The organism is Bacteroides faecichinchillae JCM 17102 (assembly GCF_000614145.1).
Taxonomy (GTDB): Bacteria; Bacteroidota; Bacteroidia; order Bacteroidales; family Bacteroidaceae; genus Bacteroides; species Bacteroides faecichinchillae.
Genome location: NZ_BAKK01000011.1, coordinates 76,588 through 102,821, shown reverse-complemented (window position 1 = coordinate 102,821; position 26,234 = coordinate 76,588). Strand labels below are relative to the sequence as shown.

The 26,234-nt window shown below is 38.2% G+C and carries 15 protein-coding genes, 1 tRNA gene and 2 pseudogenes; 12 read left to right on the top strand and 6 right to left on the bottom strand.

Annotated elements, in window-relative coordinates:
- Window positions 1-16 precede the first annotated feature (16 nt).
- Genes ftsA through JCM17102_RS08015 form a run of 3 tightly spaced genes read left to right on the top strand, consistent with a single transcriptional unit; the run spans window position 17 to window position 3,273 of the window.
- Window positions 17-1,474, top strand: a complete 1,458-nt coding sequence (gene ftsA, locus JCM17102_RS08025; protein WP_025074726.1) for a cell division protein FtsA — start codon at window positions 17-19, stop codon at window positions 1,472-1,474.
- A gap of 18 nt (window positions 1,475-1,492) precedes the next feature.
- On the top strand, window positions 1,493-2,803 hold the full coding sequence (ftsZ, locus tag JCM17102_RS08020; RefSeq protein ID WP_025074725.1) for a cell division protein FtsZ: 1,311 nt from the start codon (window positions 1,493-1,495) through the stop codon (window positions 2,801-2,803).
- 20 nt (window positions 2,804-2,823) lie between these two features.
- A complete protein-coding gene (locus JCM17102_RS08015; protein ID WP_025074724.1) occupies window positions 2,824-3,273 on the top strand; it encodes a GatB/YqeY domain-containing protein in 450 nt (149 codons plus the stop codon).
- A gap of 473 nt (window positions 3,274-3,746) precedes the next feature.
- Here JCM17102_RS08015 and recO read toward each other — a convergent pair whose 3' ends face one another.
- The gene (recO, locus tag JCM17102_RS08010; protein ID WP_025074723.1) at window positions 3,747-4,475 is read right to left on the bottom strand and encodes a DNA repair protein RecO; all 729 of its coding nucleotides are present in this window, start codon (window positions 4,473-4,475) and stop codon (window positions 3,747-3,749) included.
- 636 nt (window positions 4,476-5,111) lie between these two features.
- On the opposite strand from recO, the gene JCM17102_RS08005 reads away from it, so the two are divergent.
- The 4 genes from JCM17102_RS08005 (at window position 5,112) to JCM17102_RS07990 (ending at window position 9,330) form a co-directional block, all read left to right on the top strand.
- Window positions 5,112-5,183: transfer RNA gene (locus JCM17102_RS08005), tRNA-Glu, on the top strand.
- 40 nt (window positions 5,184-5,223) lie between these two features.
- Window positions 5,224-5,478, top strand: a complete 255-nt coding sequence (gene rpsT / locus JCM17102_RS08000) for a 30S ribosomal protein S20 (protein ID WP_025074722.1) — start codon at window positions 5,224-5,226, stop codon at window positions 5,476-5,478.
- A gap of 198 nt (window positions 5,479-5,676) precedes the next feature.
- Window positions 5,677-7,635, top strand: a complete 1,959-nt coding sequence (gene gyrB, locus JCM17102_RS07995) for a DNA topoisomerase (ATP-hydrolyzing) subunit B (protein WP_025074721.1) — start codon at window positions 5,677-5,679, stop codon at window positions 7,633-7,635.
- Between the two features lie 366 nt (window positions 7,636-8,001).
- Complete coding sequence (locus tag JCM17102_RS07990) at window positions 8,002-9,330, top strand: retropepsin-like aspartic protease (RefSeq protein ID WP_025074720.1); 1,329 nt, start codon at window positions 8,002-8,004, stop codon at window positions 9,328-9,330.
- On the opposite strand, the gene JCM17102_RS07985 is transcribed toward JCM17102_RS07990, so the two are convergent.
- Window positions 9,327-9,908 (bottom strand): DUF3109 family protein, encoded by a 582-nt coding sequence (locus JCM17102_RS07985; RefSeq protein ID WP_025074719.1) that lies wholly within the window; start codon window positions 9,906-9,908, stop codon window positions 9,327-9,329. The genes JCM17102_RS07990 and JCM17102_RS07985 overlap by 4 nt on opposite strands.
- A gap of 143 nt (window positions 9,909-10,051) precedes the next feature.
- On the opposite strand from JCM17102_RS07985, the gene JCM17102_RS07980 reads away from it, so the two are divergent.
- The gene (locus JCM17102_RS07980) at window positions 10,052-10,624 is read left to right on the top strand and encodes an NADase-type glycan-binding domain-containing protein (protein ID WP_444542044.1); all 573 of its coding nucleotides are present in this window, start codon (window positions 10,052-10,054) and stop codon (window positions 10,622-10,624) included.
- A 70-nt stretch (window positions 10,625-10,694) separates the two neighbouring features.
- Here JCM17102_RS07980 and gpmI read toward each other — a convergent pair whose 3' ends face one another.
- Window positions 10,695-12,209 (bottom strand): 2,3-bisphosphoglycerate-independent phosphoglycerate mutase, encoded by a 1,515-nt coding sequence (gpmI, locus tag JCM17102_RS07975; protein WP_025074717.1) that lies wholly within the window; start codon window positions 12,207-12,209, stop codon window positions 10,695-10,697.
- Window positions 12,210-12,369: 160 nt separating this feature from the next.
- Between gpmI and JCM17102_RS26720 the strand changes: the two are divergent.
- Window positions 12,370-14,819, top strand: a pseudogene (locus JCM17102_RS26720) (TlpA family protein disulfide reductase).
- Window positions 14,820-15,087: 268 nt separating this feature from the next.
- Entirely contained in the window at window positions 15,088-16,017 is a 930-nt protein-coding gene (locus JCM17102_RS07965) for a magnesium transporter CorA family protein (protein WP_025074716.1), read from the top strand.
- Between the two features lie 168 nt (window positions 16,018-16,185).
- On the opposite strand, the gene JCM17102_RS07960 is transcribed toward JCM17102_RS07965, so the two are convergent.
- From JCM17102_RS07960 to JCM17102_RS07950, 3 genes are all read right to left on the bottom strand, one after another.
- Window positions 16,186-17,721 carry a DUF5723 family protein gene (locus JCM17102_RS07960; RefSeq protein WP_025074715.1) on the bottom strand — a complete coding sequence of 512 codons (1,536 nt, stop codon included), beginning with the start codon at window positions 17,719-17,721 and terminating at the stop codon, window positions 16,186-16,188.
- A gap of 173 nt (window positions 17,722-17,894) precedes the next feature.
- Window positions 17,895-18,497: a ribonuclease HII gene (rnhB, locus tag JCM17102_RS07955; RefSeq protein ID WP_025074714.1), complete on the bottom strand. Its 603-nt coding sequence runs from the start codon at window positions 18,495-18,497 to the stop codon at window positions 17,895-17,897.
- Window positions 18,498-19,022: 525 nt separating this feature from the next.
- On the bottom strand, window positions 19,023-21,227 hold the full coding sequence (locus JCM17102_RS07950) for a sodium-translocating pyrophosphatase (protein WP_025074713.1): 2,205 nt from the start codon (window positions 21,225-21,227) through the stop codon (window positions 19,023-19,025).
- Window positions 21,228-21,886: 659 nt separating this feature from the next.
- Here JCM17102_RS07950 and JCM17102_RS07945 point away from each other — a divergent pair.
- Window positions 21,887-23,857 (top strand): discoidin/SUN/FTP domain-containing protein, encoded by a 1,971-nt coding sequence (locus JCM17102_RS07945; protein ID WP_136498386.1) that lies wholly within the window; start codon window positions 21,887-21,889, stop codon window positions 23,855-23,857.
- A gap of 142 nt (window positions 23,858-23,999) precedes the next feature.
- Window positions 24,000-26,188 (top strand): annotated as a pseudogene (locus tag JCM17102_RS26715) (alpha-galactosidase).
- Window positions 26,189-26,234 lie beyond the last annotated feature (46 nt).

Genomic DNA, 26,234 nt, shown 5'->3' with positions numbered 1-26,234 from the left:
TAACAAATAAAAAGATATGGCAACAACAGAATTTATCGCCGCGATTGAACTAGGTTCATCGAAGATAACCGGTGTGGCCGGAAAAAAGAACAGTGACGGAAGCATGCAGATTTTAGCATATGCGCAAGAAGACTCTTCAACGTTTATCCGTAAGGGAGTCATCTTTAACCTTGACAAAACTGCACAAAGCCTGACTTCTATCATTAACAGACTGGAAGGTGAATTGAATAACTCAATCGCCAAGGTATATGTAGGTATTGGTGGACAATCGCTCCGCACAGTCCGTAATGTAGTGAGTCGCGACCTGGAAGAGGAAGCCATCATATCGGAAGAACTTGTAAACGCTATCGGTGACGAGAATATCGCTATTCCGGTGGTTGATATGGATATATTGGACGTAGCACCACAAGAATATAAAGTAGGTAATAACTTACAAGCCAATCCGATTGGCCTAGTAGGAACCCACATTGAGGGGCGTTTCCTCAATATAGTGGCCCGTTCCTCTGTACGCAAAAACCTGGAACATTGTTTCCAACAAGCAAAAATTGAGATTGCCGATCAACTGATTACACCATTGGTTACAGCGAACGCCGTATTGACAGAAAGCGAGCGCCGTTCGGGATGTGCATTGATTGACTTCGGAGCTGATACAACAACCATCTCAATTTATAAAAATAATATTCTTCGTTTCCTGACTGTTCTTCCATTGGGAGGAAACAGTATCACACGTGATATCTGCACCCTGCAAATGGAGGAAGAAGAGGCAGAACGTCTGAAAAAAGCATACGGAGATGCGTTATACGAAGAAGACGAGAACGAAGAACCCGCTACCTGCAAACTGGACGACGATAGCCGCACGATTGAGCTAGGTAAACTTAATAACATTATCGAAGCACGTGCCGAGGAAATCATAGCCAATGTATGGAATCAAATCCAGCTTTCAAGCTATGAAGATAAGTTGCTGGCTGGTATTATCATGACCGGTGGAGCAGCTAACCTGAAGAATCTGGATGAAATGTTACGCAGACGCAGCAAAATAGAAAAAATACGACTAGCGAAATTGCCTCGTAATACAGTTCATGCTTCTAATAATATGCTAAAGAAAGACAGTTCTTTGAATACAGTCTTCGGACTTCTTTTTGAAGGTAATCAGAACTGTTGTTTAACAGAGACTACTCATAAAGCTCCAGTTACTGTTCCTAAAGCAGAACCGGAAATTCACCAGACAGTGGATATGTTCGAAGACGACAAAGAACTACAAGAGCAAGCCCGATTAGCAAAAATCAAGAAAGACGAAGAAGAAAGAGAAGCCAGACAAGCTGCCAGAGATGCTGCTAAAGAAAAGGAGAGACTTCGCAAACTAAAGGAGAAAGAAGAAAAGGAAAAACGGAAACGGGAAGCCGGTCCAAGTTGGATCCAGCGAAAGATTGATTCGCTGACAAAGGAAATCTTCTCTGATGATGATATGAAATAATTCAAAATTCAATAAGATATGGACGAGATAGTACAATTTGATTTCCCGACCGACTCGCCGAAAATCATAAAAGTAATCGGTGTAGGTGGCGGTGGCGGTAACGCCGTAAACCATATGTACCGGGAAGGTATACATGACGTAACGTTCGTTCTTTGCAATACGGACAACCAAGCTTTGGCGGAATCACCTGTTCCAGTAAAACTGCAATTGGGCCGTAGCATTACACAAGGACTTGGTGCCGGCAACCGTCCCGAACGGGCACGAGATGCCGCTGAAGAGAGTATTGACGATATAAAAACTCTGTTGAATGATGGTACCAAAATGGTATTTATCACAGCTGGAATGGGAGGAGGTACCGGAACCGGTGCAGCTCCGGTTATTGCCCGTATCGCCAAAGAAATGGATATTCTTACGGTAGGTATTGTTACTATTCCATTCATCTTCGAAGGAGAAAAGAAGATTATTCAGGCGTTGGATGGTGTAGAACGTATCGCTCAGCATGTAGATGCATTGCTGGTCATCAATAACGAACGTTTACGTGAGATATATGCGGACCTTACCTTTATGAATGCATTTGGTAAGGCTGATGATACTTTGTCTATTGCTGCTAAAAGTATTGCCGAAATTATCACCATGCGCGGTACTGTCAATCTGGACTTTGCTGACGTAAAAACAATCCTGAAAGATGGTGGAGTTGCTATCATGAGTACAGGATTCGGAGAAGGAGAAAATCGCGTAACGAAAGCTATTGATGATGCCCTGCACTCTCCATTGCTAAACAACAATGATATCTTCAATGCTAAAAAGGTAATGCTCAATGTTTCTTTCTGCTCAACATCCGAGTTGATGATGGAGGAAATGAACGAAGTGCATGAATTTATGAGTAAATTCCGCGAAGGAGTGGAAGTGATCTGGGGTGTCGCCATGGACAACTCACTGGAAAGCAAGGTAAAGATCACTGTATTGGCAACCGGATTCGGCGTAGAAGATGTACCGGGTATGGATAGTCTGCACGAAGCTCGAAGCCAGGAAGAAGAAGAACGTCAATTAATGCTGGAGGAAGAAAAAGAAAAGAACAAAGAACGTATCCGCAAAGCATATGGAGAAAGTGCCAATGGTATTGGTAGCAAGAGTCTCCGTAAACGCCGTCATATCTATCTCTTCAACATCGAAGATTTAGATAATGATGACATCATCGCTATGGTGGAAGACTCTCCTACTTACCAACGGGATAAAACGACTCTTACCAAAATTAAAACAAAAGCCGCTCTCGAAGAGGAAGTAGCAACAGAAGAAGCTACTGATAGTGACGGAGTGATTACTTTCTAGTAATTTAGATTAAAAAAGATATGGACTTATTTGAAAAAGTCAGCGAAGACATTAAAACCGCAATGAAGGCGAAAGATAAAGTAGCCTTGGAAACTCTGAGAAACATAAAAAAATTCTTCTTAGAGGCGAAAACAGCTCCGGGAGCTAATGATACATTGACAGATGATGCAGCCTTGAAAATTATTCAGAAATTGGTGAAACAAGGAAAAGATGCTGCTGAGATCTATATTGGACAAGGACGTCAGGATTTGGCTGATACAGAAATGGCGCAAGTAGCAGTAATGGAAACTTACCTACCCAAACAAATGTCTGCTGAGGAACTGGAAGTAGCATTAAAAGAGATTATTGCTGAAACAGGTGCTACCAGTGGTAAAGATATGGGTAAAGTAATGGGCGTTGCTTCCAAGAAACTAGCCGGACTTGCGGAAGGTCGTGCTATCTCTGCTAAAGTAAAGGAACTCTTAGGATAAAATCCTTCTTTTTACACAGCAAAAAATACTATAGTTCTATCGACTATCACCGGTAACGCAGAATCCCCCTTATCCATTGAGAATGCGGAACGGTGATAGTTTTTTTATATCCTTTACCTAATTTACTTCTCCCTATAAAATTGAAATGAACTTCTCTATTAATGGACAGGAAGCTGTCTATTGATTCCTATTCCAAATTCAGATATTAGCCATAGGAGATCTGCACAACACTGCTAAAGAGGCATAAAAACTCCCAATATTCAAAACGAATTTCATAGCAAGTTGTTAAAGCAACGTCTGGAATAGATAAAAAACAATTAAGTAAACAAAAAAAATCACATGTTTGCCAATAATTAAAATAGAATATAGGCTACTCGCTGATTATCCGGGATTTAATACAAATATTACTAAGCTTGTATACAAGAGAATTAACAAAAAACTCCCCTCACTAACAAAGCCTTTTTAGATAATTATCAATCAAACAATTCTTTCAAAATCTCTAAAGATTTTAAAACCGGAAAATCCGGCAAATGTAAGCGATAATAGTCATTGATAATCGTTAGACAGCGAATACGTTCCGCACGACTCATCGTGAAAAGATGCATTGTATCATAGTTCATACGCATCAACCGGCAGAGTTGCCCCGCCTCTTCAGGATTAATATAAGAAGAATGTAATTGAGGACGTACAGAAATAAAACAAGCATTCAACATATCGAAGTAATCACCAGCCTGATAATCTTCCAAATTCGGGTAAAGTCCTAGAAAACGAGAAAGGCGCATCAAAAAAACTAAATGAAAATTAGCAAAGCTCTTCTTGCATTCATCAAGCCATATGACCGAATGTTCCAAATAAGCAAATAACGGACGATTCTCCGCTTCTTCACGCATTGCCCGATAAAGAAATTCAGCTAAAAAAAGAACTATCGACGATTTATACGGATCATATGGAATAGAAGAAAACGGATAGAAAGATTTTGCCTCCTTAATACGATAAAGTGTTGTATTCGGACGGTAATCCGCTTCAAACTCAATAAAAGCCAGTGGCTGAAATAACACAGATTTAATAGCTGCTTTTCGTGAACGTGGCACAGCTACTAGAAAAGAAGCTCTTCCAGATAGTTCTGTATATATATCTACAATAATAGACGTATCATTGTATTTAAGCGTGTGCAGAACTATTCCTCTTGTTTTTTGTAGCATAACATCCATTTATCCTATTCCGGTAGCAAAACTACAAAAAAAAGAGAAATGTACAACCATACACTCAGCGAAGATAATCATGCTTATCAATGGGATATAACATCTTAGAATTTCATTTTTCTTAATTTTGAAAGTCCAACTAATCACCAATATCTATCAACTGATGCTGTTTTCCTTCCTATTGAGCAGAAGAAGCTTATTCAAAAATAACCAAGACTATTAATTTCTGAGATATTAGATATTAATAACCAAGAAATTGAGTATTAAGAATCAATATGTAGACTATTAATTAAGAGCAGAGGTGCGAACTATTAATAGTCATAAACAGCAAAATAGCATCTTCTTGAAACGATAGATGAGTAATCTGCAAAAACTAATTATTAAATATAATAAGGTATATGTGAAACAAAATAATTCATTGCTTTCTATATAGAAACAAATCTTCAAAGGAAATAAGCATCTATATTATATTGATTTTCAGGCATTATAAACAAATCACCCAAAATAATTGGGAGTATTATTGATTTTTTTTCGCAAATAGTTTGTCAGTTTCAAAAAAGTTCCTACCTTTGCATCCGCAATCGAGAAACAATCTCTGCTTCGAGAAAGCAAACTGCAGAAATGCAGCAATAGGATGGCCCGTTCGTCTATCGGTTAGGACGCAAGATTTTCATTCTTGAAAGGGGGGTTCGATTCCCCCACGGGCTACAAGTTAAAAGAATAAAGAACTAAAAATAGATTAGTCGAAATGGCAAATCACAAATCATCACTGAAAAGAATCAGACAAGAAGAAACAAGAAGACTTCACAACAGATATTATGGTAAAACCATGAGAAATGCTGTTAGAAAGCTTCGTGCAACTACCAATAAAGCAGAAGCAGTTGCAATGTATCCAGGCATTACAAAGATGTTGGATAAGTTAGCTAAAACAAATGTTATTCATAAAAACAAAGCTAACAATCTGAAATCTAAGCTGGCTCTTTACATCAATAAGCTCGCTTAATAATAGAAAATAAACAATTCTATATAGCATTCAGGCTGAACTTTTAGGTTCGGCCTTTTGTGTTTTAAGTCACTGATTATTAAGTTTGTCCCATAATAAAGAATACGCGCTTATTCTTTATTTTTTCACCTTTCATTCTTCGCCAAATCGACATTTTTCACTATATTTGCTCTGTTATTATAACTTAGAAAAGTAATTATGAGCGAAGAACAAATCACTCCCAATAACGGGTCATATTCTGCGGATAGTATCCAAGTATTGGAAGGTCTCGAAGCAGTAAGAAAACGCCCTGCGATGTACATTGGTGACATCAGCATCAAGGGGCTTCATCATTTGGTATACGAAATCGTTGATAACTCTATTGACGAAGCACTGGCCGGATATTGCGACCACATTGAAGTAACTATCAACGAAGATAATTCAATTACAGTTCAGGACAACGGACGTGGTATCCCAGTCGATTATCATGAAAAAGAGAAAAAGTCGGCATTGGAAGTAGCCATGACTGTGTTACACGCCGGAGGTAAATTCGACAAAGGTTCGTATAAAGTATCCGGAGGTTTGCATGGTGTAGGTATGTCTTGTGTGAACGCACTGTCTACGCACATGACTACACAAGTATTCCGTAATGGAAAAATCTATCAGCAGGAATACGAAATCGGCAAACCGCTTTATTCTGTAAAGGAAGTCGGCATTTCCGATATTACAGGTACTCGTCAACAATTCTGGCCGGATGATACTATCTTTACTGAAACAGTATATGACTATAAAATTCTGGCAGCCCGTTTGCGTGAATTAGCTTATTTGAATGCTGGTCTTCGCATTTCTTTAACCGACCGTCGGGTAGTGAATGAAGACGGCAACTTCAAGAGTGAAAACTTCTATTCGGAAGAAGGTTTGAGAGAATTCGTACGTTTTATCGAATCCTCACGTGAACATTTGATCAATGATGTTATCTATCTGAATTCAGAAAAGCAGGGAATTCCTATAGAGGTAGCAATCATGTACAATACCGGATTCTCGGAAAATGTACATTCCTATGTCAATAACATCAACACCATCGAAGGTGGTACACATCTTGCTGGTTTCCGTCGTGCGCTTACCCGTACACTAAAAAAATATGCAGAGGATAGCAAAATGCTGGAAAAAGTAAAAGTCGAGATCTCAGGAGATGACTTCCGCGAAGGACTGACTGCTGTTATTTCTGTAAAAGTAGCTGAACCACAGTTCGAAGGACAGACCAAAACTAAGTTGGGAAACAACGAAGTAATGGGAGCAGTAGACCAAGCTGTAGGCGAAGTTTTAGCTTACTATCTGGAAGAACATCCAAAGGAAGCAAAAACGATTGTAGACAAAGTGATTCTGGCAGCTACTGCACGCCATGCTGCAAGAAAAGCACGCGAGATGGTACAGCGCAAATCTCCAATGTCTGGAGGTGGTTTGCCTGGTAAACTTGCTGACTGTTCGGACAAGGATCCTTCAAAATGTGAGTTATTCCTTGTCGAGGGTGATTCGGCAGGTGGCACTGCTAAACAAGGACGTAACCGTATGTTCCAAGCTATCCTTCCACTACGTGGTAAAATCCTTAATGTGGAAAAAGCGATGTACCACAAAGCTTTGGAAAGCGACGAAATTCGTAACATATATACAGCTCTGGGTGTTACAATCGGAACAGAAGACGACAGCAAGGCAGCTAATATTGAAAAACTGCGCTATCACAAGATTATTATCATGACCGATGCCGATGTCGATGGTTCTCACATTGACACACTGATCATGACATTCTTCTTTCGCTATATGCCACAAATTATTCAGAATGGCTATCTATACATTGCTACTCCCCCGCTCTACCTTTGCAAAAAAGGTAAAGTAGAAGAATATTGTTGGACAGACGCACAACGCCAGAAGTTTATCGACACCTATGGCGGTGGTTCAGAAAACGCTATCCATACACAGCGATACAAAGGTTTAGGTGAGATGAATGCTCAACAATTATGGGAGACAACTATGGATCCGGAAAACCGTATGCTGAAACAAGTAAATATTGATAATGCCGCAGAAGCCGATTATGTTTTCTCTATGCTAATGGGTGAAGACGTAGGACCACGTCGCGAATTTATTGAAGAGAATGCAACGTATGCAAATATCGATGCATAATTCGTTTTTATAAACCAACCTCACATCTTACAACGAAGAAGCGCCGGTAAACAAAGAAAAATTCTTTGTTCCGGCGTTTTTTTATTTTTCGCCAACTTTCCCTTAATAAAACCTAATGTTTAAAGATTTTTTCAATCCGATTCACTATATTGTACGCCAACAAACAATAACGCCTATGAAAACTACCAATCCATTATTAAAAAAAATAAGACTCTTCATGATCGTCTTAGTATCCTGTATCATAACAACCTGCATTTTCCTTATTATTATTCATCCAAAAGCTTGGATAACACCGACATGTTTCATCATAGCTATGGTATTTTTATTAGTGATTCAATATAAAATCAAACATAATTATTCACACAAATGAGAAAAGTATTATTCATCATTGTACTGCTATTAAATATAACAATACTTCTTCATGCCCAACAAGTTGATGAGAAAATAGGCAACCTTATCGGTCAGGCTAAATGGTTCGAATTGCAACGAGAATATACTATTTATAAAGACTCCTTGTCTCCTTTTATTCATGATTTTGCGTGCAGCCTTCTTAGCTATTACTTTAATGAACCGGATGCACCTGAGAAATTAGGCGATATGATGAATAAACATGGACAAATGCTAGATTACAATAGCCAATTGAGTTATGGATATTTCATACATTCCTGCTATGCCCGAATGGGACAAAATAAGGCAGCGGCAGCCGTATTATCTGATATTATGAAACAATTGGAAGGCCATTTAGACGAAAACATGCAGTTGGAATATACTGATATGCTAAAATCATACCAAGTTTTGGCTAACGAAGGAGAAATCCTACAAGTCCAACGTCCAAATAAAGATGTAATCATTCCTATCACAGTCGATAGCGTAGGAAAATATAAACAAAAAGCGATTCACCTAAATGCCCAAATAAATGGAAAAGCACAGCAATTTCAATTGGATACTGGAGCTGGGCATAGTGTAGTTAGCCCTGAAATGGCGAAAGAATGTAATATGCGAATCATTAGAGATAGTATAAGGGTCGGTGGACTAAAAATAGGTTACGGACAACTAGCAATAGCCGATACATTTAGCATTGGTGACATAACAATTCACAAAGTCCCCTTCCTAGTACTGAATATGAAAACAAATAATGCAGCAGCAGACTCTTTTATGAACAGCCTGAAAAGCCTAATAGGAGCCGATTTGTTGGTTCGACTGGAGGAAATCAATATTAATTTTGATTCTCTACAAATAAAAATACCTCAAGAAACTACTCCCAACCCATTCGGGCATTCTAACTTAAGATTCAATAATGAACACTTATGGACAATAGAAGTTACGAATGGAACCGAAAATTTATCAATGCACTTTGACTGTGGAGCTACCGGAAGTTCTTTAACTGAAAAATATTTTAAAGAACATCAGAACCAGATAGAGCAAACAGGCAAACAGGACACAGTAAGAATCGCAGGGTTTGGAGGTGTAATGAAAAAGGACATATACAAGCTACCGAATTTCTGCGTTTCTATTGATTCACTCGAAGCATGCCTTCCTGAAATTTTTGTATATATAGATAGTGACGTTCCGAACGTAGTAGTGAACGAAGACGGCTGGTTCGGAATGGATTTATTCTATTCATACGGAAGTGTTTTAATAAATCTAAAAGACATGTATGTGAAAACCACTCCCAAGAAACAGACTGATGGTTAAATCAGATGCTGTTTCTTCAGTTCTTCTACAGCTATTTCCAGTTCTTGATACCACTCTGCTCCAAATTTACGGATTAAAGGTTCCTTTAAGAACTGATAGATAGCCACATTCTCTTTCTTTCCTAACAAGACAGCTGCTTTACACACATCCCAACGATGATAATTAACAGCTTTATATGGACCATAGTCACCAATCCGAATTGGATAAAGATGACATGATATCGGTTTATAGAAATCTGTCTTTCCTTCTCGGTAAGCCTTCTCGATAGCACAATAGCAATAGCCTTTATGATCATAACAAGTAAAAACACAGTCTTTACCATTAACAATAGAGGTTACCAGATCCCCCTCCTCATCCGTATAAACGACTCCCTGTTTTTCAATCATCGCACGTGCTTCAGGCGCCAATTCATCCCAAATTATAGGCAATATTTCCTCTAACTTTTCCACTTCACCTAGCTCTACTGGTGCACCAGCATCTCCTTCAATGCAACATTCGCCTTTACAAGCATCCAGGTTACAAAGGAATTTATCACGAAGTACATCCAAGCTCACTACTACATCATCTATCTGAATCATATCATCTTTTAATTGAACGTGCAAAAATACGAAAAAGTAGCAAAAGAGTTTTTTAAAATCCTATATTTGTATTTATTAAACTTCAAAAATCTTTGTTTATGAGAGTACTATTATTAAGTATTACTAAGCGTCTCCTCTAACTACTGGGGACAAAGCCGGAAAGAACTATCTCCTATCCTAAATTAGGAGAAATTATCGACTTAAATAGTGAAGAAGAGAAGAAATTTTTTCAAGAACTCAAAAGTGAAGAGTTTGTAGATGGAAAAGAAAACTGCTGGGACATCATCGAAATAAGATGTAGTTTCTATTGCACTTGCGGTGTGGGAGAACTGTCATCAGCCTCTTCTGAATTGAAACCTCAACATGGAATATCTTACCGAGCCGAAAATGCCCATGATCTCAGTTATCGGACAGCTTGGATTGAAGGAGTTCCCGGATATGGAGTTGAAGAATATCTTGTTTATCGTTTTCCTCCCGAAACCCCACGTATTACCTATGTTATTATTATCAACAGATACATCGAATCAGACAAAGCATGGCGAGAAAACTCTCATGTCAAAAAGCTCAAGATGTATGTAAATGAACAGCCATATGCAATACTTAATCTAAAAGACAGCAAACAAGAACAGATATTTAGTGTAGAACCAATAGAACATGGGACACAGCTATTTCTGAGATATACTTTGACAGAATTGATCACCATTAAAAGATATTGATCATCATAAAAAATAAAGGCTGTCTCCGCTCTACACGTAAGACAGCCTTTAACTATTATCTATTAAGAAATTATTTAATCAATACATCACCGTTCATATCAGCTGGCATCTCCAACCCCATTATCTTTAAGATAGTCGGCGCAACATCAGCCAAACGACCGTTCTCTACTTTCGCAGCCTTATTTTCTGTTACATAAACACAAGGAACAGGATTCAGAGAGTGAGCAGTGTTCGGAGTACCATCTTCGTTCAAAGCATGATCAGCATTACCATGATCGGCAATGATAATCGCTTCATAATCTTGTGCTTTAGCAGCTTCAATTACATCCTTCACACAAGCATCTACAGCGACAACTGCTTTTTCAATTGCCTCATAAATTCCAGTATGCCCCACCATATCACCATTAGCAAAGTTTACTACGATGAAATCATATTTGTTTTCATTAATGGCAGCTACCAATTTATCTTTTACCTCATAAGCACTCATTTCCGGCTTCAAATCATAAGTAGCTACTTTCGGAGACGGAACAAGGATACGATCTTCTTTTTCGAACGGAGTTTCGCGACCACCGTTGAAGAAGAATGTAACATGCGCATACTTTTCTGTTTCCGCAATATGCAACTGGCTCAATCCCTTTGAAGAAAGATATTCGCCCAATGTATTCGCTACATTTTCCTTATCAAACAAGATATGAACGCCCTTAAAAGAAGCATCATACGGAGTCATACAATAATATTGCAAACCCGGAATAGTGTGCATACCGACTTCCGGCATATCCTGTTGAGTCAATACAACTGTCAATTCTTTTGCACGATCGTTACGGTAGTTAAAGAAGATTACCACATCACCTTCTTTGATTCTACCATCACAATTAACATTTACAATCGGCTTGATAAATTCGTCTGTAACACCCTCATCATAAGATTCTTGCATAGCTTGAACCATATCAGTTACTTTCTTACCCTGACCGTTTACCAACAAGTCATACGCTTCTTTCACACGTTCCCAACGTTTGTCGCGATCCATTGCGTAGTAACGACCAATGATAGAAGCAATTTTACCAGCAGACTTTCCGCAATGTGCAGTAAGTTCTTCAATAAAGCCTTTACCACTCTTCGGATCGGTATCACGACCGTCCATGAAACAGTGAATGAAAGTATTTTCGATATTATATTCTTTAGCGATATCGCAAAGTTTGAATAAGTGAACCATTGAGCTATGTACTCCACCGTTAGAAGTCAATCCCATAAAATGTACGTTCTTCCCGTTTTCTTTTGCATAAGAAAAAGCAGAAACGATTTCCGGATTCTTCAAAATACTACCATCAGCACATGCACGGTTAATTTTCACCAAATCCTGATAAACCACACGTCCGGCACCAATATTCAAATGACCTACTTCCGAGTTACCCATCTGTCCATCGGGCAGGCCAACATTTTCACCGCTTGCCTGAAGTTGAGAATGAGGATAATTATTCATTAGATAATCCCAATAAGGAGTGGGAGTGTTGAAGATTACGTCGTCTTTCTTTTGGTCGCCTAATCCCCAACCATCGAGGATCATTAAAAGGGCTTTCTTGCTCATACTATTTTAATATTTAAATTATCACTCTGATTTTCGGGTGCAAAGGTACAAAAAAGTTAATTATGCAAACGTTTAATCTATGTTAAGTTACAATGTGCAAAAGTACTAACCTTTCAATATTTTCCTTTCTTTGTAAAATTACCATTAATAAATCAATATTATGAAAATGAACTTGCTATACCTTCTATTATTGTTATCAGGAATGCTACCTGCACAAACAATTGATAATCCTTCTTTCAAAGCCCGTACCGGAAGTAGATCCAACATCACGCGTATTGAACGAACCTCTGAAAGCACTCGTCTATATATACATGCTATCTTCCGCCCCCACTGGTGGATTAGAGAAGATGGAGACAATTATCTGGAAGACGCAGCAACCGGAAAGAAGTTTTTCTTTAAAGGTGCAGAAGGTATCGAACTAAAAAAAGAAGTTTATATGCCCGCTTCCGGAGAAATGGATTATGTACTAATCTTTGATCCGTTACCCAAAGAAACACAAATCATACATTACCTCGACCCAAGTTCCTCAGAAGGAAATACTTATGACATCAATTTGGTTCCACCAAAGAAGAAAAAGACTTCTCCTCTAGAAAGTATCAAAGGAAATTGGTATAAAACAGATTCTTCTAACGCTTGGGAATATGGTATATATGATTCTCTTACCATTATGAATAACCGTATCTACGTCAATCAAAGTATCCGCAAAAAAGGAAAACGGATAGAAATGGTAGTAAAGGATAAAAAAGACGGAAATACAAGTACTCTTTTAATCAGTCCGCAAAAGGACGGAAATTGCCAAATACAAGTAAATGGAACAGGCGATGGTATGTATACCAGACAATTAAGACCTATCCGAACAATAGCATCCGATACAGGGTACAGCGATTTCTTCCATACAGATACTGCTTATTTGCAAGGATATATTAATGGATATGACTCTCGTTTAGGATTCGAAACAGGACTTATTTATTTCTCCAATGAAATCAACCGTAAAGATTATCCGACAGTAGTACAAATTCATCCTGACGGAAGTTTCGAATGTAAGTTTATCATTTACCATCCCATTTCGCAATTCATAACGATCGGTAATAACCGGCTACCCTTTTATATAGAACCCGGTCAGACGCTTACCATGTATATCGATTGGGAAGATATACTGGCCCGCAGTCGTGCACGCGACCGTAATTTTCCAATTAAAAACACTGCATACATGGGACCATCAGCCTCTTTGTCTTATTTGGTAAGAGATAGTGAATCTTTAATTTCTTACAATTACGAAGACATGTATAAATCACAAAAAGAACTGACTCCCAACCAATATAAAGAGCATATTCAGCCTTTTATTTCTCAATGGAAACATATAGCCGACTCATTGATCCAGATTTATCAACCTTCAAAGAAAGCAGTACGCCAAATAGAAAACAAAGTAAAATTGACAACAGGAACTGTCCTTTATGAATTCCTATTAAATAGAAATTATTATGCCAAAGAAGATACAACTAATGAAGCTTTAAAAGTTCAAGCAGATAATGCTTATTTTAGTTTCCTGCATGAAATGCCGCTCAACGATATAACAGCACTTATAGAATCTTCAGATTGTAGTATATTCATTAACCGATTTGAGTATATGGACCTTTCAGAGAGATATACGGTTCTACAACTCCCCAAGGGAACTATATAACATTTACCTATCCTAAGAAACCAATTCTGTCTTTCCTCAAAGAAAAAGGAGTTAAGTTAAATGCCGACCAAGAAACAATCAGAAGGCGACATGAGTCATTAGCTGGGAAAAAAGTAACTGTATCACTTAAAGAAATAGAAGAAGAGAATAAAAAACTAGGGAAATTGTACGAAGATGAAAAAGAACTTATTGACGAATATTTTACGCTACAGGAACAAATGGAAGTATCTCAAGAAGATAGAGATAGATCTAAAATAGAAGAACAACTGGATGAAATACATAGGAAAGATTCCATACTCGCTTCTTTATACAAAGAACCCAATCCGTTACTTTGGCAAATAGCAAAAGTACGTGCACTACGCTATAGCCTACAATCTATAAGTACCAAGCAAATAGCCAGTCAATACATAGATGAATTCAAGAAGCAACTCACTCTTCCTTATCTAGCGATGGAAGCAGAACGGATATTGGAAAGCACTCATCCGGAGAAAGAGGAAAGATCCTATCAATTACCTGAGGGAAAGGCAGCTGATATATTCCGCAACATTATTAAAAATCACCCGAACAAAGTATTATTTGTTGATTTCTGGGCTACTAGCTGTGGACCATGTCGAGGAGGAATTGAGGCTACTGCTAACTTACGTAAAATATATAAAAATCATCCGGAATTTCAGTTCATCTACATTACAGGCGAGAAAGAGTCTCCAAGAAAAGCCTACGAAGAGTATGTGGAGAAGAACCTGAAAGGAGAAGCAAGTTATTATGTCACCGAAACAGAATATAACTACTTGCGCGAATTGTTCCACTTCAATGGTATTCCACATTATGAACTGGTAGAAAAAGACGGAAGCATTTCCCGGGATAATCAATATAGCTATACCATTCAGAATTATTTGGAAAATCGTTTCGGAATACCTAAAGAAGAATAATCAATAAACAGATTCTATCTTCACAAATGATCTTTTAAAATTTCGAAGAGATAGAAATGGGAAAAAGTAAATAAAACAAATCCTAAAAAAGCGGTGCAAAGCCGAAACTCTTAAATGTTTTCCGTATTTTTGCATCGCTTTAAAATAAAATGATAGAATATGGACGATTCAAACCCACGAACGTGCACAATTAGTATTAATTAAAGCGAACAGAGTCATTGAACGTTAATGCCTCTGCTCGTGTAAACAAACGAAAGGAGGCAATAAGATGAGAAGATATCTTTATTGTGAAGCCGGCTTTGTGGAAAAAGCACAATGGCTCCCTAACAGCTGGGTAAATGTAGTATGCCCGGACAATGATGACTTTGAGTTTCTGACTCAAATCCTGAAAGTTCCCGAATCATTCCTGACCGACATCGCCGATACAGATGAGCGTCCACGTACCGAAACAGAAGGTAATTGGTTACTAACCATTCTCCGTATTCCGGTACAGGACAAATTAAATGGAAATCTTCCCTTTAGTACAGTGCCTATCGGTATTATTACCAATGATGAGATTATCGTATCCGTCTGTTATTATAATACAGACTTACTGCCGGACTTTATCGAGCACACCCGTAAAAAAGGTATCGAAGTGCGTAATAAACTCGACCTGATTCTCCGCCTTATTTATTCCTCTTCCGTATGGTTTCTAAAATATTTGAAACAAATCAACCTGGATATCACAGCCGCAGAAAAGGAATTGGAGAAAAGTATACGTAATGAAGACCTTCTACGTTTAATGAGGTTACAAAAGACATTAGTTTACTTCAATACTTCTATTCGTGGCAACGAAGTAATGATCGGAAAACTACAAAGTATTTTTCAAGACACTAATTATCTGGATAAAGACTTGGTTGAGGACGTGATTATCGAACTGAAACAGGCACTTAATACTGTGAATATTTATAGCGACATTCTTACCGGCACTATGGATGCATTTGCTTCCATCATATCCAACAATGTGAATGCTATCATGAAACGAATGACCAGTCTATCTATTACCCTGATGCTTCCTACATTAATAGCCAGTTTCTATGGTATGAATGTAGATATTCATCTTGAAGATACGCCACATGCATTTGCTCTCATTATCCTTTGTTCAGTTATGTTGTCGGCATTATCATTCGTGATCTTCCGGAAAATTAAATGGTTTTAGAATCAGACTCTTCATTCTCCAAAAAGAGTCATTGATAAATTATCAAAAAGATAACAGCCTGTCATCAGAGTTTCTTTAACAAGACTTTTGATGACAGGCTGCTAAACTATACGTTTTTCCTCAATAGAGAATATTAAAAAGAGAATGTTTAAGAGAGAGAAATTATATTTATCCTTCTTTATTGGATTTCTTTCCGCCTAATGGAATAGATATTCCAACAAATCCATTTACAGCATTAGAGTTCTTTCCCAAAAACATATAGTCAGTTCCGACAAACAATGGGCCTAGTTTCAGGCCAAGTCCAAATGATTTACCAGCCGATTGAATAGCCGAATAACTTAGTGCTACATTAAACCAGCTCTTCGGACGATAGTTTGCAGAAAGGGTAATTTCCGTCAGTGCATCAGGCTGTACAAAACGAGTGGTAGACAATACACCCAGTCCCAGTTTATTATTAAAGAACCCGTACTCAGCTCCCAACACAAGAGTAGATGCCAAACGAGATTTGCGGGATTCGCTAGCTTCTTCCGTTCTAAGCTGCAACATCTCATAGTCAAGCACATCACCACTTGTCACACGATCCATATAACCATTCGCATCACTTTGTAATTGATTAACAGCACCTAAGATAGTAGTTGGATCATTTACATTAATCATATTCGTATAAGTACTACCTTTTATATCAATACCCGATGAGTTAGCAGAAGCTATCTTCGTTGCATTCTTCGACCAAGAAATAAAACCTAAATCAAGAACTGAAGCTGACACAGTCAGATTATCCCAAATCTTATAAGAAGCTCCCAAGTCAATGCCGAAACCATAACCAGCGATTCCCAAGTCTTTACTTTCAAACTCAAAATCACTGATATAATCTTGTCCCTCCTCTTCAACCAAATTCAATCCTTTGAAAGAGCTCTCCAGAGTAGCACCTACAACCAAATTTGCATGATAAGCATCAAACTCATTTTTCAGTTGCTCGATCTTTCCCGGAGTATTATAGTTACTCATCAAATAATTAACATCTTGCAATTGATTAATACGTTGATCTGTCGGCAATTTAGCACTCATTGCCACCCTACTTAGTTTCAAATCCATATTGCCAATGCCCAGCAATACTTTTACCCTTCCACCAACCGTCAGACGGTTGTTAATCTGACGTGAAAGTCCCAATCCAACTTCAGTGTAAGCTTGAATGTTCAATCGCTGACCACTAATGTCATAAGCACTGTTTCTCCATTGATCCTCAAATGTCTCTATTTCATTCAGAAAAGAAAACATAGACTTTGTAAGATTCGCACCAATATCTGTACGAAGCCCTACATTAAACGACCAAAAGTTCTTGCCACTATACCATCCGGCAGAAAGAATCTCTGTGCTAAAGTTCACATTCAACTTATTATTATCTTTCAAACGCCCCAGAAAATCCGGATTAGTGTAAAAGTCATCCCCATCATCAATAATATCAATGATATCTTGATAGCCTAAAGATGTAGAACTTACAGTTGCATTCATCGCACCGATAACAGGAAGATTGAAATATCCCTTAGTTGGTGTCAAGGCAGGATTAAGTTGTTGGCGATAATGTGTACCTTCCATAAAATAAGAAGTGCGTAAAAACTGTGCATTTACAGGCAAAGCGCCAATCAGCATAATTATAAATACTCCAACGAGTCTCACACAGAAAAGTAGTTTGTTTGATGTCATGATTTAAATCTTTTTTTCTTTCTTGTTACTGCTTGCAAATATATGTCATTTTGATAACAAATAAAAGCACTAAACAACATTTTTTTAGCGCAAAAAGGATTTAAAGAACCATTTTTAAGACATAATCGCACATTAATTGCTAAAATATGTAGAATATATTTCTACACTTGTGGCTAGAAGTTTAAGCTTAATTGACCATCACCAAGAAGATTGAAAGTCATTCGATGGTAAGGAGTCGTACCACGTTCGGCGATAGCTGCCCGATGTTTCTTTGTTGGGTAACCTTTATTGTGGTCCCAATCGTAATAAGGGTATTTTTCGTGGAGATCATTCATGTAATCATCTCTATATGTCTTTGCCAAGATGGAAGCTGCAGCAATCGAAAGATATTTTCCATCCCCTTTCACTACAGTGGTATGTGGGATATCCGGATAGTTATTGAAACGGTTTCCATCAATTAATAAATGCTGGGGACGAATTGCCAATTGATCAATAGCACGATGCATAGCTAAAAAAGAAGCTCGCAAAATATTTATTTCATCTATCTCTTCAGGAGTAACTACTCCCACTGCCCAAGCAACAGCTTCCTTTTCTATCACCGTACGAAGTGCATACCGTTGCTTTTCAGTCAGTTGTTTCGAGTCGTTCAATAACTCATTCTCAAAATCTTTTGGAAGTATAACGGCAGCGGCATAAACAGATCCTGCCAAGCAGCCACGACCAGCCTCATCACAACCGGCCTCTATCAGTTCTTTATTCAAATAAGGTAATAACATTGCACATTTTTTATGGTATCAAAGATATTGAAAAAGTGGGAATTTTAACGGCAATCATTCTTAAAAGAATAATTTATCTTCATTTATAAGATAAAAGACCGTTTACTTATGACGATATATATTAATAGAGAAGATGCTATCTTCCTATTATAAACCTATTATATCTATATAGTAAAGTTGTTTTTGCCTACTTATAATCTATAATTAGAAGTTTCAATTATAAAAACAAAACTTGCAATTATAGAAATGAAACTTGCAATTGTACAAACATAACTTGCAATTATAGAATCCTCTCAATCAAAAGAAAGTTTTCATTTAGGAGCTAGAAAGTTATCTGTTAATGAAAAGGAAGTTTTCTATTAATACTCTGAAAGATATCTACTAATGTTTTTATACGCAACAACCTATCACCATTTCAAAGTCTGCAAATAAAGACTTTTAGAAATGTGGTGATAGGTTGATAAGAATGTATACTTTTTATAAGTAAAAAGATAGATCTAAATTAAGTTCAATCAGTGTTTCCTATTAAAATAGACTCCATGCCACCGTCAGTCCCGCCATCACGATAGCAACCATACTCATAAGCTTGATCAATATATTTAGGCTCGGACCGGAAGTATCTTTAAACGGATCTCCCACTGTATCGCCAACCACTGTCGCCTTATGCACTTCACCGCCTTTTCCTCCTAAGTTTCCCTCTTCTACATATTTCTTCGCATTATCCCATGCACCTCCGGCATTTGCCATAAAGATGGCCAATACAAATCCACTACTCAGACCACCTATCAGCAATCCAAGAACACCCGGTACACCCAGAATAAATCCTGTCAAGATAGGAGCAACTATAGCAATCAATGAAGGAACCACCATCTCTCGCTGTGCACCTTTTGTTGAAATAGCTACGCAACGTTCATAGTCAGGTTCCGTCTCTCCGGTAAGAATTCCCTTTATTTCACGGAACTGACGGCGGACTTCGTCTACCATATGTCCTGCTGCTCTTCCCACTGCATTCATTGTCAATCCACAGAATAGGAAAGCCATCATCGAACCGATGAACATACCCGAAAGAACTTTGGGATTCATCAGATTCACTTCATAATAGTTCATAAAGTCTACAAATGTAGCGTTGGCTATGCTGACCGAGCCTCCATCTGCGAAATCCAAGTTTGTATTTCCCAATCGAGTAAGCCCAATACGAATCTCTTCAATATAGGATGCCAGAAGTGCCAAGCCTGTAAGAGCAGCAGAACCGATAGCGAATCCTTTTCCGGTAGCAGCAGTCGTATTCCCTAGAGAATCAAGTGCGTCAGTACGCTTACGAACTTCAGCACCTAGACCTGACATCTCAGCATTACCACCTGCATTATCAGCAATAGGGCCATAAGCATCCGTTGCTAAAGTTATTCCTAATGTAGAAAGCATACCAACAGCAGCAATACCAATTCCATACAATCCCATACCAACATTTGCAAAATCTCCGCCGGCTGCCAACAGATAGGAAGCAATGATACCTATGACCACAGCAATAACAGGGATAGCTGTAGAAAGCATTCCCAAACCAATACCGGAGATAATTACAGTTGCAGGTCCTGTCTTGCCACTCTCACTCAATCTCTGAGTTGGACGATAAGATTGAGAAGTATAATATTCCGTAGAACGACCGATAACGATTCCTACTACTAAGCCAACGACTACCGCTCCCGAAATCAGCATCCAATTCTCCAATTGCAAAAGCCACAGAATAAAGAAAGTTGCAATCACAATAAGTACGGAACTAAGATTGGTTCCCCATGCTAACGAGCCAAGTAAGTCTTTCATCGTAGCATTCTCTTTCGTACGGACAGAAAAAATGCCAATAATCGAAAGAATAATGCCGACAGCCGCAATCAACATCGGGGCAATCACTGCTTTGAACTGCATCACGGTATCGGCAGAATGAATAAAGGCCGCAGCACCCAATGCAGCAGTTGCCAGAATAGAACCACAATAAGATTCGTACAAATCAGCACCCATACCCGCAACATCTCCAACATTATCGCCCACATTATCGGCAATTGTTGCAGGATTTCGTGGATCATCTTCAGGAATACCTGCTTCTACTTTACCAACCAAGTCAGCACCTACATCGGCAGCTTTTGTATAGATGCCGCCACCTACGCGAGCAAAGAGTGCTTGTGTAGAAGCTCCCATTCCGAAAGTAAGCATTGTAGTAGTAATTACGCAAAGTTTATGAGTTGGTGTCAGAGCATCAGCAGGAATTACCTCATTCAAAAGCAGATACCAGAAAGAAATATCGAGCAACCCAAGACCGACAACTACCAAACCCATCACTGCACCACTACGGAAAGCAATTCTCAACCCGGCATTCAATGAGTTACGGGCAGCATTTGCAGTTCGTGCAGATGCATATGTTGCAGTTTTCATTCCCATAAAACCGGAAAGACCCGAAAAGAAACCACCTGTTAGGAAAGCTATTGGCACCCAGCTATTCTGGACATTAAAACCATACGCCATAATAGAAAACAAAATAACCAATCCCAAAAACACAAAACCTACAATTTTATACTGTTGTTTCAGATATGACATCGCACCTTTACGAACGGCAGTGGCTATCCTTATCATTTGAGGAGTACCTTCACTCTCTTTCATCATCTGCTTATGGAAATAATAAGCAAAACAGAGGGCTAACACAGAAGCGACTGGAACCAGCCAAAAAAGAATGTTATCCATAGAATTAATTTTTAAAGGGTTTATAAGCTCTAAAAGTATAGATTTCTGATGAAATAAACAAATTAATTGAAACTAATATATCAAAGGTACCCATAGAAGAATATGATTAGAATAATTATACTATTATTTTCTGTCAGATAACTATCTGAATGTTCCTTTCATCCGTGTACGAGAATAATGTAGTTACCGAAATTACTTTGTGCAGATTTACCTTTCCTGATGAAGAAAAGTCGCTATTGTTCCTTATGTCTTTTGTCTGTAGTAACAACAAATGATTTTATTTAGAATCGTATATTTTTCTTGTCGCACAAATTCAATACAACAAATGAAAGTAACGTAAAAAACAAGATACAATAATTAATAATCCACTTAACCCAATTTCCACAAAGATAGAATATTTTCAATAATATATAACGAAATGAATGTTTTTACGTACATTTTTTGTCATCTAAAAGATTTTCTTTAACTTGCAATCGTTTATTAATAAGTGGAATGTAATATTCTCCAGTGCCTATTCTTTAATGTATAATTTAGTCCTTATAATTAAAGAAAGGGAAACAGAGGAAACTACTATTTACGAACAATTGTGGCGGATCAATACTGTACTAAATTATTCAAAACAAAAGCCTTAGAGAACTGAACTTTATAAATGCACAAATATGTCAATAAACAATAAAATAAGAATTAGTTGTTATATTATCGCTGTTATTCTCTTATTATATGGTTGTCAGAATCAAGATGCCCGAATAGAAAGAGCTTTGAGTCTTGCCAAAAGTAACCGACCGGAATTAGAAAAAGTATTAGAACACTATCAACACGACTCATTAAAACTGGAAGCTGCTAAGTTTTTAATCCGTAACATGCCCGGACATTACTCTCTGGCAGATAGTTCTATCAACAAGTATTACGATGAAATAGATTCCACACTCCATGCTATGAAGAACCATAACGTTGATGAAATAAAATATTCTCTGGAAAAAATATCAGATAGATTTTGCACGATTATAAAAAACGAGACTGTACCGGATGTAGAAATAATCACATCTAAGTATCTAATAGCTAACATTGATACAGCTTTCGCTCAATGGCAGGAAGGGCCATGGGGTAAGCATTTAAACTTTGAACAGTTTTGCGAATGCCTGCTTCCATATAAGACAGAAGACCTCCAAAGTTTAGATAACTGGAAAGAGTATCTAAAAACGACTTACAATCAAAAGCTGGAGAATCTGAAATATTGTGATCTATATAAGAATTCAGCTCTACGGGCTGCTATTCAAGTAAACAGCAATTTAAAAAACAATCTTCATCCGGTTATAGTCCCTTCAAGAATGACACCAGTCTACCGGATGTCCACAAGAGTAAAACTTCCTTTCGGTATGTGTGACGATTATACAGAGATTGCAACTGCCGTTTTCAGAAGTAACGGAATACCTGTTTTCTCCGATTTTACCCCTCAATGGCCTTTCCGTTCCATGGGACATACATGGAATGTACTGCTGAACAACAACGGGAAGAATTTGTCTTTCGGTGGTGCAGATACCAATCCGGGCGATCCACACAAAATGGATGAACATATGGCAAAAGCATTCAGAAGAACGTATGCAGCAAATTCAGAATTAGAAGAATTACAAGCAACTGAAAAATACATTCCCTACACTTTCTCCACACCTTTCATCAAAGATGTTACACCAGAATACACAGACTGCGTGGATGTGGAACTGGAAGTAAAGGGAAAGAATGGGAAATTTGCCTATCTCTCAGTCTTCAATAACCATACATGGACGCCAATTGATTTTACGCGAATAAAACATGGCAAAGCACACTTCAAGAATATGGGGAAAAACATTGTGTACTTACCTGTATATTATGAAGAAAATGAATGGCAATTAGCAATAGCCGATCCTTTTGTATTGACTTACAAAGGAGAAGTGGAAAAATTGATTCCAGACACACTGAAACGGCAGACATTGGTGTTACACAGAAAATACCCAGTTTTTCCACATCTGAATGAAGGAGCGGAAAGAGTGTACAACGGTGAATTTCAAGTTGCAGATAATCCAGATTTCAAGAATGCCAAGATCGTTCATAAAATTAAGCAATGGGGGACGATAGGTATGGAAGCTAATATTCCTGATTCTTGCGGGAAGTACAGGTATTGGCGATACTATCAGCCCGAAGAATACTGCAATTGTAACATAGCAGAGATATATTTTGTGGAAAGAGAGAACCATTCGTTCATCGAAGGGGAAATAATAGGTACAGATGGTGCTTGGAATAATAATGAGAATTACAATAAAACGAAAGTATTCGACCATAACCTATTGACTTCCTTCGACGCACCGACATCTAATGGAGCATGGGTAGGTATGGATTTTGGAAAACCTGTAGATATTGAAAAGATTCTTTTCACAGCCCGCGGTGATGGAAATACAATCGACATAGGAGATACCTATGAACTGTTTTATTGGGGCAACGGACATTGGAACTCACTTGGAAAACAGAAAGCTAATACGGTAACACTAGAATATAAAAACGTACCCACAGGTGCTCTGTATTGGCTAAGAGATCTGACAAAGGGGGAAGAAGAACGTATATTTACGTATGAGAATGGGAAACAGATCTGGTGGTAATGGTAACTTTTTACACCCACTTGCAATAAAGTCCGGTACAAACTTAAATCCTGAAGTTATTCAGACATAATAAATAGAATCATTATCTTTGCGATTCGCTTAATCTATTTTGCAAACTAGCCCAATTTATTATTAAAAACACATGAAGAAATTATTTGTATTATTGATGGCTTTATCTATGTTAGCACAGATAAATGCTCAAGAAAAGAAAATCTTCCGTATCTCTACGGACAACACAGACTTAATCTTACAAGTTGCACCCAACGGACGCCTGTATCAATCTTATCTTGGGGATAAGTTATTGAACGAACAGGATATCAACAACTTCTCTTATGCTGTAAAAGGTGGTTCGGATGGTAGTGTATCTACTCGCGGTTGGGAAGTATATCCAGGTTCTGGCGCTGAAGATTACTTCGAACCGGCTGTAGCAATTACCCATTACGACGGAAATCCAAGTACAATATTCCGTTATGTTTCTGCCGAGCAGAAAGAAGTAAAGGGGGAACAGAAACAGTGATTAATCTAAAAGACGACCAATATCCGGTGGAAGTAATACTACACTACATCGCTTATCCGAAAGAAAATGTTATAAAGACTTGGAGTGAAATCAAACATAGCGAAAAGAAACCTATCAATCTATGGCGCTATGCTTCGACCATGCTTTATTTTTCCAACACCAATTATTATCTGACTGAGTTCAGTAGCGATTGGGCAAAAGAAGCTAGAATGAGTACACAGCCTCTAATGTTTGGGAAAAAAGTGATTGATACCAAACTGGGAAGCCGAGCTGCGATGCACGCACATCCTTTCTTCGAACTTGGCCTGGACCAACCGGTACAAGAGCAACAAGGGCGTGTAATGTTGGGTACTCTTGGCTGGACCGGAAACTTCCAATTCACTTTTGAAGTAGATAATGTAGGCAATCTGCGTGTTATTCCTGCTATCAACCCCTATGCTTCCTACTATGAATTGAAAGCTAACGAAATTTTCTCTACACCGGAATTCATTTTCACTTTCAGCAACAATGGTACAGGAGAAGCTAGCCGTAATCTTCATGCTTGGGCACGTAATTACCAATTGAAAGATGGACAGGGTGATCGCCTCACTTTGCTGAATAACTGGGAAAACACTTACTTCAACTTTAACGAAGAGCTACTTGGGGAACTAATGAAAGAAGCTAAACATCTTGGTGTAGATATGTTCTTACTTGATGACGGCTGGTTTGGCAACAAACATCCTCGTAATGATGATCATGCCGGACTTGGTGATTGGGAAGTCATGAAATCAAAACTGCCCGGTGGTATTCCTGCTCTTGTAAAATCCGCCAAAGAAGCCGGAGTAAGATTCGGTATCTGGATTGAACCGGAAATGGTAAACCCTAGAAGTGATTTATTCGAGAAACATCCTGATTGGGCAATACATCTTCCAAATCGTGAAACTTATTATTACCGTAACCAATTAGTACTTGACCTTAGTAATCCAAAAGTACAAGACTTTGTATTCGGTGTTGTAGATAATATTTTGACAGAAAACCCGGAAGTAGCATTCTTCAAATGGGACTGTAACTCTCCGATTACCAATGTTTACTCTCCCTATCTGAAAGACAAACAGGGCCAGCTTTATATCAATCACGTGCGGGGTATATATAATGTACTGAATCGTATCAAAGACAAATATCCCAATGTACCAATGATGCTCTGCTCCGGTGGTGGTGCACGTTGTGATTATGAAGCTCTGAAATATTTCACAGAGTTCTGGTGCAGTGATAATACTGATCCTGTAGAACGTATCTTCATCCAATGGGGATTCTCACAAATTTTCCCGTCTAAAGCAATGTGTGCACACGTAACCAGTTGGAATAAAAATACCAGTGTTAAGTTCCGTACCGATGTGGCAAGTATGTGTAAGCTTGGCTTCGACCTCGGTTTGAAAGAGTTAAATGCCGACGAACTGGCTTATTGCCAAAATGCAGTAGCTAACTGGAAACGTTTGAAATCGGTAATCTTAGATGGTGATCAATACAGACTTGTTTCTCCATATGACGGAAATCATATGGCTATAATGTATACCGCTCCTGATGCTTCAAAAGCTGTATTATATACATACGATATTCATCCACGCTTCGGTGAAAAGTTATTCCCTGTAAGACTTCAAGGATTGGATGCAAAAAAGATGTATAAGGTAAAGGAAATCAACCTAATGCCAAACAAAAATTCAAATTTGGCAGTCAATGAAAAGACTTATTCCGGTGATTATCTGATGAAAGTGGGAATTAATGCATTTACCACGAACCAGACTCATAGTCGTGTCATTGAACTGACTGCGGAATAAAGCAGAAGTTTATTCTCCGCATGAACATATTACAATGTTGTGCGGA